The 12,811-nt window shown below is 62.8% G+C and carries 12 protein-coding genes; 8 read left to right on the top strand and 4 right to left on the bottom strand.

The features are described from left to right. The first annotated feature begins 3 nt into the window (after positions 1–3). The 6 genes from NY78_RS25190 (at position 4) to NY78_RS04980 (ending at position 6,919) form a co-directional block, all read left to right on the top strand. Positions 4–174: a hypothetical protein gene (locus NY78_RS25190; RefSeq protein ID WP_197084204.1), complete on the top strand. Its 171-nt coding sequence runs from the start codon at positions 4–6 to the stop codon at positions 172–174. 138 nt (positions 175–312) lie between these two features. After that, positions 313–534: a hypothetical protein gene (locus NY78_RS04960; protein WP_043632505.1), complete on the top strand. Its 222-nt coding sequence runs from the start codon at positions 313–315 to the stop codon at positions 532–534. A 374-nt stretch (positions 535–908) separates the two neighbouring features. Beyond that, on the top strand, positions 909–4,433 hold the full coding sequence (locus NY78_RS04965) for an FAD-binding and (Fe-S)-binding domain-containing protein (protein ID WP_043632508.1): 3,525 nt from the start codon (positions 909–911) through the stop codon (positions 4,431–4,433). Between the two features lie 6 nt (positions 4,434–4,439). Beyond that, positions 4,440–4,871, top strand: a complete 432-nt coding sequence (ruvX, locus tag NY78_RS04970) for a Holliday junction resolvase RuvX (protein ID WP_043632512.1) — start codon at positions 4,440–4,442, stop codon at positions 4,869–4,871. Next, positions 4,853–5,878 carry an endolytic transglycosylase MltG gene (gene mltG / locus NY78_RS04975; RefSeq protein WP_043632515.1) on the top strand — a complete coding sequence of 342 codons (1,026 nt, stop codon included), beginning with the start codon at positions 4,853–4,855 and terminating at the stop codon, positions 5,876–5,878. The genes ruvX and mltG overlap by 19 nt, the downstream gene beginning before the upstream one ends. A gap of 129 nt (positions 5,879–6,007) precedes the next feature. Further along, positions 6,008–6,919: a 4Fe-4S ferredoxin gene (locus tag NY78_RS04980; protein WP_047960041.1), complete on the top strand. Its 912-nt coding sequence runs from the start codon at positions 6,008–6,010 to the stop codon at positions 6,917–6,919. An 81-nt stretch (positions 6,920–7,000) separates the two neighbouring features. Here the strand turns inward: NY78_RS04980 and phoU are convergent, their stop codons facing one another. The 3 genes from phoU to NY78_RS25195 all read right to left on the bottom strand — a co-directional run bounded on the left by phoU (position 7,001) and on the right by NY78_RS25195 (position 10,467). Then, the gene (gene phoU, locus NY78_RS04985) at positions 7,001–7,675 is read right to left on the bottom strand and encodes a phosphate signaling complex protein PhoU (protein WP_043632518.1); all 675 of its coding nucleotides are present in this window, start codon (positions 7,673–7,675) and stop codon (positions 7,001–7,003) included. Positions 7,676–7,840: 165 nt separating this feature from the next. Continuing rightward, a complete protein-coding gene (serB, locus tag NY78_RS04990; protein ID WP_043632521.1) occupies positions 7,841–9,061 on the bottom strand; it encodes a phosphoserine phosphatase SerB in 1,221 nt (406 codons plus the stop codon). A 149-nt stretch (positions 9,062–9,210) separates the two neighbouring features. Further along, positions 9,211–10,467 (bottom strand): alginate O-acetyltransferase AlgX-related protein, encoded by a 1,257-nt coding sequence (locus NY78_RS25195; protein WP_197084205.1) that lies wholly within the window; start codon positions 10,465–10,467, stop codon positions 9,211–9,213. A gap of 294 nt (positions 10,468–10,761) precedes the next feature. Here NY78_RS25195 and NY78_RS05000 point away from each other — a divergent pair, with 294 nt between their 5' ends. After that, positions 10,762–11,004, top strand: coding sequence for a hypothetical protein (locus NY78_RS05000; protein WP_043632527.1), 243 nt, complete (start codon positions 10,762–10,764; stop codon positions 11,002–11,004). A gap of 170 nt (positions 11,005–11,174) precedes the next feature. On the opposite strand, the gene NY78_RS25200 is transcribed toward NY78_RS05000, so the two are convergent. Beyond that, a complete protein-coding gene (locus tag NY78_RS25200) occupies positions 11,175–11,351 on the bottom strand; it encodes a hypothetical protein (RefSeq protein ID WP_197084206.1) in 177 nt (58 codons plus the stop codon). 306 nt (positions 11,352–11,657) lie between these two features. Here NY78_RS25200 and NY78_RS05005 point away from each other — a divergent pair, with 306 nt between their 5' ends. Beyond that, positions 11,658–12,791, top strand: coding sequence for a pyridoxal-phosphate-dependent aminotransferase family protein (locus tag NY78_RS05005; protein WP_043632530.1), 1,134 nt, complete (start codon positions 11,658–11,660; stop codon positions 12,789–12,791). Positions 12,792–12,811: the final 20 nt, after the last annotated feature.

A 12,811-nucleotide genomic window follows, 5' to 3' on the forward strand; every position in this document is an offset into this window, starting at 1 on the left:
CAGATGGAAATACCAAAAGAAGTCAATGTTGCCGCCGAAATGGAAAAGATGGAGTACGAGCCGCTCCAGCCTGTTGAGATAAAACTGATCCGCTGGAGCCTCGGACTTGGCACATCGCTTTTGGTGGTGCTCTACTTCGTCAGCGCCTTCTTCTTCCCGGGTGTGCACGGGTAGGGGAGTGTAAACGCGAACAGGCGAGGGCGGCTTGAAGATCTGTCAACCGCCTTCGCCTGTTCTTTGTCTTTCAAGCCTTGGCCGCCGGCGGTTGCGTTTTGGGGCCGGCCGCGGTCAAGGAATCATGGCGAGGCGGACATGAATACCTACACAATTCGCTATATTTCCGGCCCGCAGCACGCGCTGCGCATTTCCGACGTGGCCCAGGTCGAGGGGGCTTCGCTGGCCGCCGTCCTGGCCGACAAGAGCCCCTGGCCCGTGGAAACGAACATGGAGCAGACCTGCGCCTGGGCCAAAAATCCCGGAACCAGCCTGTACCATGTTGAGGCTTGGGAGGCGCAACTGGTTGCCGCTTCCTGACCGGCGGATGTCGGAGGACACGGCTTGGCGCGGTTGTGGCCTTGGCCGGCCGGCAGTCAAGCAGGGGCGGCCGGGGCAATGGCGGCGTAAGCGGTTTCGACCGTAAAGAAAGAACGGCGGGCGGTCCTTCGGGGCCGCCTGTTTGCGTGCAAGGCTCCGGCTTGACGACCCATATCGGCCTGAGGCATGCTTTTAAAGCTGCAGTTGGTTGCCGGCTCCGGTTGCTGCCGCCGGCGGCAGCAACAGCGCCAGTGGCCGGGATTACAGTCCCTCCCGGCCAAACCTTGTCTTCACCAGCCCCGTTGCTTGCCAAACGACGGCAACGGCATTATCTGACTCCCTCCCTTCTTTAACCCTCGCCGGAAGCGCCCATCATGTCGGAGCGAACACCTCATATTTCCCTGCCCCTGGAACGTCTTGTGCCCCGGGTTCTCGACATCACTGCCGAGGAACTCGACACCTGGCCCGAAGACGCCAAGAATCTGGCCGTGGCCGTGGCTGCCGAACTCTTTTTGGTGCGGTCCAATCCCTTCATCAATGCCGCCGACGTCAAGGCTTCCGTGGAAAAGCGTTTGGCCGACGCCAACCCCAAGGCCTGGGGCACCTATCCCCGCACCATCAAAAAAGCCTATAAGGCCTTCTGGGATGTCTATGAGGCCGACAGCCGGTTCCGCGACAATCTGGTCGAGCGGCTGCGCCAGTTTTTGCCCGACGAGGACGTGGTCACCGCGCCCAATTCGCTGATCGAATGTTCCACCGACGCTACGGACCTGCGCATGGAGCTGCCGCTGTGCATGCTTCTGCCCGAGACCGAAGAGCACATCCGCCACATCCTGCGGCTGGCCAACGAACTCGAATTCGCCATCATCCCGCGCGGCGGCGGCTCGGGCCTGACCGGCGGGGCCATTCCGGCCCACCGCCGTTCGGCCATCCTCAGTCTGGCCAAGTTCAAAAAGATCCTGGACATCGACGTCGAAGCCAAGACCCTGTGCGCCCAGACCGGCGTCATAACGCTCACCGCCATCAAGGCGGCGGCGGCCAAGGGCCTGCTGTTTACCGTGGACCCGGCCTCCAAGGCGGCCTCGTCCCTTGGCGGCAACATCGCCGAGAACGCCGGCGGTCCCTTCGCCTTTGAATACGGCACCACGCTGGACAACATCATCAGCTACCGCATGGTCGAGGCCACGGGCGAGATCATCGAGGTGCGCCGGGTGGACCATCCGCGCCACAAGATCCAGCCCGAGGAAACGGCCGTTTTTGAGATTCTCGACGAGGACGGGGCCGTGCGCGACGTGGTGACGCTGCCGGGCAACCAGATTCGCGGCGTCAACCTGGGCAAGGACGTCTCCAACAAGTTCCTTGGCGGCCTGCCTGGCGTGCAGAAGGAAGGCGTGGACGGCATCATCACCGAGGCCTGTTTCGCCCTCTATGCCATTCCCAAATATTCCCGCACGCTGTGCCTGGAGTTTTTCGGGCGGTCCATGAAAAATGCCATGTGCGTCATCCGCGACGTGGTGGGACTGCGAAACCGCATCCGCGAGGAAGGCGATGCGGTCAAGATTTCGGCCCTGGAGGAGTTCAACTCCAAATACGTCAAGGCCATCAGCTACGCCAAAAAGTCCGCCCTCTACGAAGGCGACCCCATCTCGGTCCTGCTTTTGCAGCTCGATTCCGACGATGAGGACGCCATGTTGCGAGCCGCCGCCGACATCGTGGACATCGTCGATCCCTACGACAACGTGGACGTGTTTGAGGCCAAGGACGCCAAAACCGCCGAATTGTACTGGGAAGACCGCCACAAACTCTCGGCCATCTCCCGGCGCACCTCGGGATTCAAGATCAATGAAGACGTGGTCATTCCGCTTTCCGTGGTCCCGGAATTCGCTGAATTCTTGGAAGGACTCAATCTCAAGTGCATTGCCCGGGCCTACCGCACGGCCCTGCAAAACGCCGGCCGGCTGCCCGGCATTCCGGCTTCGGACGAATTTATCGCCATGGAGCTGGAATTTTGCGACCGGGTGCTGCGCGACAAGATTTCCGCCCGCGACCTGTCCGACTCGGAAGTCGAAGTCCAGACGCACTACTTTTTCACGGATCTGGGTTCGCGGTATCCGCGCCTCAAGGAACGTCTGACCGCCATCCACGCCGAGATGGCCGCCACCCGCATCGAGGTGGCCAGCCACATGCACGCGGGCGATGGCAACTGCCACGTCAATATCCCGGTCAATTCCAATGATCCCGAGATGATGCGGCAGGCCTGGGAGGCCGCTGAAGAGGTCTTCGAGACGGTCACCCGCCTTGGCGGCGCGGTCTCGGGCGAGCACGGCATCGGCATCACCAAGATCGCCTTCCTGGCCCAGGACAAGATCGATGCGCTAAAGGCCTACAAAAAGCGGGTGGACCCGAAAAACATCATCAACCCCGGCAAGTTGACCACCCGCGTCCTTGAGGTCGAGCCGTATACGTTTTCCTTTAACCGGCTCATCCGCGACATCAAGAAGACGGCGTTGCCGGACAAGGACATTCTGATTTCGATCCTAAGCGGCATCCAGTTTTGCAACCGCTGCGGCAAATGCAAGCAGGTCTGCCCGATGTTCGCGCCCGAGCGCGGCATGCTCTACCATCCGCGCAACAAAAACATCAGCTTCGGCGCGCTGATCGAAGCCATCTACTATTCCCAGATCACCCATGGCGAGCCGGACACGGCCCTTTTGGACAAGCTGCGCGGCATCACCGACCACTGCACCGCCTGCGGCAAGTGCACAGGCGTGTGTTCGGTCAAAATCGAGTCCGGCCAGGTGGCCTTGGGGCTGCGCAGCTTCCTGGATCAGCAGGATTGCGGCGGCCATCCCATCAAGCACAAGATTCTCAATTATCTGGTGGAGGACCCGGCCAAGCGCGTGCCCCAGGCGGCCAAGCTCATGGCCTACGGCCAGCAATTTCACAACAAGGTCATGCCGCTTCTGCCGAAATTCTGGCGCAACCGCATTGAAAATCCCGGTCTTCGCGGCCCCAATCCATCCCTTGGCCTGCGCAATCTGGCCGAGCGGCTCGACCTGGACAAAGGTTCGATTTTCATTCCCCAGGCCGGGCGCGAGGCCCCGGAAACGGTGCTTTATTTCCCGGGGTGCGGGGCATCGGTCTTTTCCAGCGTCATCGGCATGGCGGCCGTGCATCTGCTGCTTCGGGCCGAGGTGGCGGTGCTCATGCCGCACACCCATCTGTGCTGCGGCTATCCGCTGCTGGCCGCCGGCATGGGCGAGGCCTACCGCCAAAACCGCGAGCGCAACCGGGCCGCGTTGGCGGCGCTCCTGGAAGAAGCCGACAAGCTGGGCCTGGCTCCGGCCTACAGCCTGACCAGCTGCGGCACCTGCCGGGAGTCCATTGAAGAGCATGAGCTTAAAACCCTGCGGCCAAACCTTGTCCACATGGACGTGACCCAGTTTTTGCTCGGCCGTCTGGATTTCCCGAAAAGCGAGGACGCCTCGCCCATCCTCTACCACGCCGCCTGCCACAGCGAATGGTCGGGCGTGCCCAAGACCAAGGCCGCCGACCTGTACCGGACCGCCCTGGCCGAGACCACTGGCCGTCCTGTCGTTCTTTCGCCCAATTGCTGCGGCGAATCCGGCATGGGGGCCATGACCACCCCGGCCATCTACAACCGGCTGCGCGACCGCAAGCGCGAGACCTTGGCCGAGAATCTGGCCGAGGCCTCGGAAGCCATGCCAATTCTGGTCGGCTGTCCGTCGTGCAAAATGGGCATCTCGCGTATCCTCTCGGAAATGCACGATAAACATACGGTTATGCACACGCTGGAATATCTGGCCGAGGCGCTCGACGGTCCCAAGTGGAAGAAGCTCCTCTCCAAGAACGCCAAGGCCGCCCGGGTGCGCGGCTAGCGCTCCATGGGAAAGATTCTCGCCATCGACTACGGACAGGCCCGGGTGGGAATCGCCGTCACCGACCCCGAAGGGACCGTTGTCTTTCCCCTGACCACCATTGCCTGGGACACCCGCGACGCCTTGTTTTGCCGCCTGCTTGCGGTTATCGAGGAACACAAGCCGGCGCGCATCGTCATCGGCTACCCGGCCCGGGCCGGCGGCGACGAGGGCTTAACCGGCCGGCAGGTGCGCAAATTTGCGGCGCGCCTGAGCCGACGCACCACGTTGCCCATCTGCTTCGCCAACGAGGCCCATTCCACCGAAGAGGCGGCTGAACGGCTGCGCGAGGCCGGCCATACCGGCCGGGAACTCCTCGCCCGGGTGGACGCCATGTCGGCGGCAGTCATCCTGGAACGCTACCTCCGCGGTGGGGAAATATGCTTCGATCCATCATAGCCGGCTTCCTGATTGTCCTTTGCATCCTTGGCGGCCTCGTTGGCTACCGCGCCTACGAATTTTTGTCCGTACCGCCCCAGACACCGGGCGAAACCAAAACCGTCTTCATCGAACCAGGCCAGTCCTTTGACGCCACCGCCGCCATGCTGGTGGCCGAAGGCGTGTTGCGCGACGCCGAGGGCTTTAAACTCCTGGCCAAGGTCACGGAGAAAAGCAGCCGCGTCAAAGCCGGCGAGTTCGAAGTTTCAACCGGCTGGACGCCCATGCGGCTGCTCGACTACCTGACCACGGCCAAGGGGGTGCAGCACAAGCTCTCCGCCCCGGAAGGCCGGACCATGCGCCAGATCGCCAAAGCGGCCGAAGAGGCCGGCCTATGCTCGGCCCAGGCCTTTTTACGGGCCGCCAGCGACCCGGAATTGCTCAAAAAATACAACATCCCGGCCGAAAACGCCGAAGGGTTCCTGTTTCCCAATACCTACCTCTTCACCCGCAAACGGGCCGACGACGGAACCTACGTGGTCGAGGCCATGCTCAAGGAATTCTGGAAACAGGCCGACGCCGTCTGGCCCGGCGACAAGCCCGCCGGCAAGGCGCTCCTCGCCTTCGTCACCATGGCATCCATCGTGGAAAAGGAGACCGGCGTCGATGCCGAGCGCCCGCGCGTGGCCGGGGTGTTTGCCAACCGCGTGGCCAAGGGCATGCTGCTCCAGACCGATCCCACCATCATCTACGGCCTGGGTGAGAAATATACCGGCAACATCACCCGCGCCCACCTCGAAGATCCTGCCAATCCCTACAATACCTATACCCGTCCCGGGCTGCCCCCCGGTCCCATCTGTTCGCCAGGACTCAAATCCATGCAGGCCGTGGCCAATCCCGAAGTGCATGAGTTCTATTACTTCGTGGCCAACGGCGCAGGCGAACACATATTCAGCAAGACGCTCGACGAACATAATAACGCTGTGAACAAGTTCCAGCGCAAGAAGAGTAAAGAGAAGAAAGAGTAAGAGGAAGATGCCTCCGGCGGCCGGGGGGATCATCCCCCCGGACCCCTGCAATGGGGGAAGTTTTCAAGGGGGATTGGCGCTGGTTGACAACCTGACGCCGGGCCGCCGGCAGCCGGGAAGGAGTGCGTCATGGACACCGCTATCGCTCGGACGATTGCAGCCTGGATGGCCGATCCGGCCAACAATGCCCTGGCTCCGGGACTTGACGAACCCGCCTTTGACACGCCGCTGGTGGGCTGCGCCTCCGGGGCTGATCCACTGTTCGACTGGCTGCGCAACGACATCGGTCCGGACTTCTACTGGACCCCGGCCGAACCCCTGTCCCTGGCCTTTCCCGACCGGAAGATTCGTCCCGAGGACGTGACCGTCATTGCCTGGGTGTTGCCCCAGACCGCGCGGACCCTGGAAGCCCACCGCCGCTGTCGGCTGCTGCCGAGCCTGCCCTGGTCCCAGGTGCGCCACTACGGCGAGATGATAAACGAAAATTTGCGCCGCTTCGTGGTCGAAACCCTGGTCGGGCAGGGCAGAGCGGCCGTGGCTCCGGTCCTGCTCCCCCAATGGGACCGGGCCACCTCGGCGCGGTACGGCTTTGCCTCGCGCTGGTCCGAACGCCACGCCGCCCATGTCTGCGGCCTGGGGACCTTTGGCCTGTCCGATGGGCTGATCACCCCGGCCGGCAAGGCCGTGCGGGTGGGCTCGGTGGTGGCCGAAATGGTCCTGCCGCCAACGCCCCGGCCCTATGCCCGCCACGACGCATGGTGCCTGCGGGCCGCCGGCGTGCCTTGCCGCTCCTGCATCAAGCGCTGCCCGGCCGGAGCCATCAGCGAAGCCGGCCATGACAAGCAACTGTGCTACAACTATATTCGAAACGTCACCGCACCCTATGTCGCCCGGGAGCAGATGCCGGGCATCCCGGTCAACAGCTGCGGCCTGTGCCAGACCGGGACGCCCTGTGAACACGGCATTCCCAAGCGGCCCAGGAACCGGCCCGCCGGGGAGACGGCAGGCGGGCAGGCCGGACAGGGCGAGGCCGCCGGATAGGCGGCGACCACAGCGGCAATGAAAAGAACCCGGGGCATCAAAGTGCGCCGGGTTCTTTCCGTTTGGGCAGACGGCGGCGGCTCAGGCCGGGCCGGGCAGCGGGGCGCACTTGTGCTTGTAGTCCACGGCGCGTCGGATGAAGATGGTCGATTCGGCAATGTTGGCGCACTGGTCGCAGACGCGCTTCAAGCTGTGGGCCACAAAGGACTGCTGCACGGCCCGCTCCACCGGCCGGGACTCCCGGATCATCTCCGTGGTCACTTCGCGGAAGATGCGCACGTTGAGTTCCAGGGCCGCGGCGTTTTGCTCGATGACCTTGAGCGCGCAGGCGTCGTCGAGGTCCATGTAGCAGGAGATGGAGGCGGCAAGCAGTTCCAGGGCCAGATCAGCCAGCTGGAGCAGATTGCTGTGGATGGGCTGGCGCGTTTCCGTGGTCAGCACCAGCACCCGCTCGGCGATGTTGACGGCCTCGTCGCCCAGACGTTCGATATTGACCAGCATCCGCATGGAGCCGACGATAAAGCGCAGATCCTTGGCCACGGGATGGTGCAGGGCCAGGATTTTAAGGCTTTCCGAATCAACGCGACATTCGAACTCATTGATTTCCCGGTCCGCGTCGATGACTTCGCGGGCCAGGGCCGGGTCGTGTTCCTGGAGACTGACCACGGCCTTTTTTACGGCGTCCTGGGCCAGATGCATCATGTGCAACACATCCACCTTGAGCTTGTGGATGGCTTGATCGAGCGGGCTTTCCAAAACGTGGCTCCTGGTTGGACGCGGGGGTGGGTGGTCGCCCGTCGTCGTCGTTGGCGATAACCCTTGTCACGAACGGTTTTCGGTTACACCCGAATGCCGGATGTGTGACAATTCGCACAAACTCTGTCAACCGCGCCCCTGGTCTGCCTGGCTGTGTCGGAGCCGTTACGAAAGAGTGTCGCGGTCGCGGACGCCGACCAGATAGAGGATGCTGTCCAGGCCCAGGGTGGAGATGGAGTGGCCGGCCCCTTTTTTGACCACCGGCTTGGCGTGGTAGGCGATGCCAAGGCCGGCGATGCCGAGCATGGGCAGGTCGTTGGCCCCGTCGCCCACGGCAATGACCTGCTCCAGGGACAGCCCTTCCTTTTCGGCAATCATCCGCAAGACCTCGGCCTTCTTGGCCGCATCCACGATCTCGCCCACAACGCCGCCGGTCAGCAGGCCGTTTGCGATTTCCAGCTCGTTGGCAAAGACGTAGTCAATGCCCAGGCGGTCCTTCAGGCGGTTGCCGAAGTAGGTGAACCCGCCGGAGATGATGGCGATTTTGTAGCCGAAGCGTTTGAGGTTGGTGATCAGCCGCTCGGCCCCGTCGTTTAAGGGGATGCGCTGGGCCACCTCGGCCAGGGTGGCGGCGGGCAGACCTTTTAAGAGGAGCAGCCGACGGCGCAGGCTTTCCTTGAAATCGATCTCGCCCCGCATGGCCGATTCGGTGATGGCCGAGACCTGCGCGCCGACGCCGGCCGCCTTGGCCAGTTCGTCAATGACTTCGGCGGCGATCAGCGTCGAGTCCATGTCAAAGGCGACCAGTCGCCGGTTGCGGCGAAAGGCGTTGTCTTCCTGGATGGCGATATCCACGCCCATGTCGGCGGAGATGGCCAGAAATTCGCTTTTCAGCGTGGTCAGGTCGGCCGGCGTGCCGCGCACGGAAAATTCCACGCAGGCCATGCGCGGGGCGTTGCTGCCGTCTAAGGAGGTGCGGCCGGACAGGCGGTTTATGATGTCGATATTGAGCCCGTTTTGGGCGATGACGCCGGTGACGGCGGCGATATGCTCGGCGTTTAAGCTGCGGGCCAGCAGGGTGACGATGCGCCGTTGTTTGCCTTGGGCGTCCACCCAGTTCTCATAGTTGCCGGCATCGACCGGCGTGAACGAGAGATTCACCCCAAGCTTGTGGGCGCAAAAGAGCAGATCCTTTAAAAACGGCGTGGACTCGGCCGTGGTCGGCACGCGCACGAGGATGCCAAGGGTCAGGCTGTCGTGGATGACGGACTGGCCGATGTCCAGGATATCGGCTTTGAATTTGGCCAGCTCGGCGGTGATGGCGGCGGTGAGGCCGGGCTTGTCGTCGCCGGACACGCGGATGAGGATGATTTCGGGCTGCTGCATGGGGAGGCTATAGCGCCGGGCCGGCCCGGGGGCAAGATGGGGGCGCGTCCTCACCCTGGCCTTTGCATCTCTGGCCGCTGGCGCCGGCGAGCTGTCTTGTTGCCCCCGTTTGTTGTGGCCGCGAGCCGGAAATAGCCCGGCCAAGCGTTTCAGGGGTGCTTCGGGGCTGGCCGGTCGGCCTCGTATTCCCGCAATTTTTGGGCCACCACTGCCGCTGCCGCCCGGATGCCGGCCGGCCCCCAGTGGGTGTCGTCGCGCCAGAAAACATAGCCCCCTTCCGGCAGGAGACGGCCGGCTGCTTCGGTCAGGGCCGGCGTGAGGTCGTAGGCCGGGATGCCCCATTGGTCGAGATAGCGCTGCATGTCGGTGAATCCCGAGGCCGGCCGGGGCAGGGGCGGTTTGTCCGGGGCGTCGATGAAGTCGTAGTAGACCCGGTATTTGGCCGGGATGAAAAAGACCATGGCCACGCGGGAGAGGGCTTCGGGAGGTGGGGCGGAGAACGTGAAGCTGCAGTGGGCAAACAGCGCCGCATCGGTGTAGGGACCGTAGAAGCCGACGTCCTTTGCGCCAATGCGGTAGGTATCGGTTAGGTCGTAGGCGTTGCCGGAATATTTCTGCCACACCTGCAAAGACATGTTGATGATGGTCATGGGAAGCTCTATGGCGCCGTTGATGGCTTTGGCCAGGCGTATTTTCCAGGCGCTGTAAGGCGGAAGATCGGCTGTCTCAAATTTCTTGCGTTGCTTCGAACTGCACGACAAGTCATTTCCTTCGAAAACGAACAGGGCGAATCGGACCTCCTTGCTCTTTTCCTTGAGAAAACGATCGGCGTATTGCAGGTAGTCGTCCGGGTTCCCCGGGAAACCGAGAGAATAGGTGTCCAGGCCGAATTCGGTGCGCAGGACATTGCCCAAAAGAGCGCTCTGGTCCGTCCCGGTCCCGGCGACAAAGGAATCACCGACCAGCGCCATGGATTGCCCGTGGTAGTCGCTGTCGTTGCGAAAGCCCAGGTCATCCGTGTGAAACGCCACATGGCGCGCTTCCCGGATGGATGCCGGAGCCAGGGGGTCCATGGCCAGGATGTCGCCAAAGCGCATGGTCATGGCGTCCTCGACATTGGGCGTGTAATGGCCAGGGCCGAAGTATTTGTCGTCCATGCGATAGGCCGTGGTGACGGCATCCGTCTTGGTCAGGAAACGGAGCATCCCTTCAGCCAGCCCGAGGGTGAGAAGGAGTGATATGAAAAAGAGAAACAGTTCTTTTGCATCAAGACGGTAGGCCAGGATGAGAAGGAGAGACAGGAAGAGAATATCAAGGCTGTAATGGAGCGTAAATGGTGCAATGATGCAGGCACAGCCAAAGACACTTGCCGATTTATAAAGAATATTTTTGCAATTCATTTTCATGTTGAAGAGCCTGGTCATCCTCTTGGCAAGCAATAAGGGCATTGGGCCTATAGCCCTTTACCGCTGTCCTTGCAAGACTGTGGCCGATGCGGGTGTCGGGAGGGGGAGGCTTTGCGTGGAGGGCGGGGAGCCGGCCTTGTGTCGCTGACGATTTCCCTTTCCCCGGTTGGCGATTTCGGGTATCTTTGACGACGAGACGCTAGCAAACGCCCCTCTCCGTCTCCCTTACCGATTTCCCGCGCCCGGGCCGGCTACGTCCGGTCTGGAGGCTCAAACAGCTTATCTGGAGGACAAGTGGCCAAAAACGCTTATACTTTTGCAAAGCGGTCCAAGGAATTGGCAAAGAAAAAGAAGAAAGAAGAAAAGCTCGTGCGCAAGAATCAGCGCGGCGATGTCGAAGAAGGCCCGGTCTACGACGAGGCCACCGGGCAAATCATCTATCCCCAGGCTGCCGACGCTGAAAATGCCGTCGAAGGCGCAGCCGATGGGGACGCCGAAGCGCCGGCCAAATCCCCGGACGCAGTCGACCGCCCGTAAATTCCGTCCCGCGCCAACGGGCCAAGGGCCGCTGGTCAGACCAGTGCGCCGTAGCCGGCGCATCCCCCATTGGCGTCACGCAGACAGTTCGGACGCGGTCAGGCCGAGCAGGCCGCTTCCCCCGGGCAAACGCCCCCCCGACAGTAGACGGGGGGAGCGTCCCTGCCCTGTTACGGCAGCAGAAACGACGGCGTTTTCTGCCGGAAACTGCGAAAATCCTGCCGCCCCTGAATCTGGGTCAGACAGTCGTCGCTGTCACGGTTATACAGCCGCGCCAGTTCCCCGTTGCCGACCGGGGCGCAGGCTGCGGCCAAGAGCGTGAGCAGTGCTACGGCAAATCGAAGCATAGTCGTCTCCCTGGCCGATTTTGCCGGCCGCTCCGCATATTGCAGCATTCATGCCCAATGTTTCCCCCTGGCGCCGGGGACCTGGGGGATCCCCCCGGCCGCCGGAGGCCTCTTCCCGTCTTTTCCTGCGCAACTTCCGCGCCCTGACTTGGCCCGGCGCATCGTCAAATCAGACAAACCCAGGCGGGTTTCCAAAGGGCAGTGCCCTTTGGCCGCCGGAGGCATCTTCTGCCTTGCTGCCGACGCATTGCAGCCCCCGCTCTTTTTCCGTATGATTCCCCGCTTACCGCAACAGGGAGCAGTCATATGGCCAATGCGCCGTTTCCGGAAATCACGCTTTTTATCACCGGCCCGACCTATGTCCGGCCCGAAGTGCGCGCTGCCGGGGCCTGGCCCGAATACGGGCACCGCGACGCCGAGAATGCCAAGCGTTTCGAATCCATTTTCCATAATCTCGGCGTCATTGCCGATCTGCCCGCCGACTACCGCACCATCCTGTTTCTGGGATCGGGGTCCACGGCCATGGAGGCGTCCATCCGGTCGCTGGTGGCTGCGGACGAGACTGTGCTCCACGCCACGGTCGGGGCCTTTGGCGACCTGTGGCACAAGATGTCGGTGGCCAACGGCAAAAAGACCGTGCATCTGGCTTTCGAGCCGGGCCGGCCGGTCGATCCGGCCGCGCTGGAGGCGGCCATGGCCGAGCACAAGCCGGCGGTGGTGGCCATCACCCACAACGAGACGTCAACCGGCCTTGCCAACGACGTGCCGGCCCTGTGCAAAATCATCAAGGCCCACGGAGCCTTGGCCCTGGTCGATGGGGTGAGCATCTTTGGCGGCGCGCCGTGCCCCATTGCCGCCTCGGGCTGTGATTTTTACGCCACGGCCACCCAGAAGTCCCTGGGCCTGCACGCCGGCTTCGGCATCGGCTTTGTCAGTCCGGCCGCCATCGAAAAAGCCCGCCATGTCGCCTGCCGGGGCCATGCCACCGATATTTTGAGCCATCTGGGCCGGGCCGAGAAATTCCAGACCCAGTCCACGCCAAACGGGGCGTTGGGCAACCAGATGTATCTGCAACTGCGCTATATCGTGGAAGAAGAGGGGCTGGCCGCGCGGTACGCCCGACACGAGGCCATGCGGGACATGGCCGTGGCCTTTGTGAAGAGACTGCCGGGCTATGAACTCTTTGCCGCCGAGGGGTTCCGTTCGCCCACGGTCACGGCCGTGGCGGTGGCCCCGGGCATGACGGCGGCCGATCTGCGGGCCGTCAAGGAGGCCCTGCGTCCCCGGGGCTACCTGTTTGATCCCGGCTATGCCAAGCTCAACGAAGACCTCGAAGCCGCCGGTAAGCGCCCGATTTTCCGCATCGGCCACATGGGCGACATCACCCCGGCCATGCTGGAAGCGTATCTGAAGGATCTGGGCGAGGTGCTGGTCCGCTAACAGGCCCTGGCGTCCGTCGG

This window comes from Desulfovibrio sp. TomC, from assembly GCF_000801335.2.
Classification (GTDB): domain Bacteria; phylum Desulfobacterota; class Desulfovibrionia; order Desulfovibrionales; family Desulfovibrionaceae; genus Solidesulfovibrio.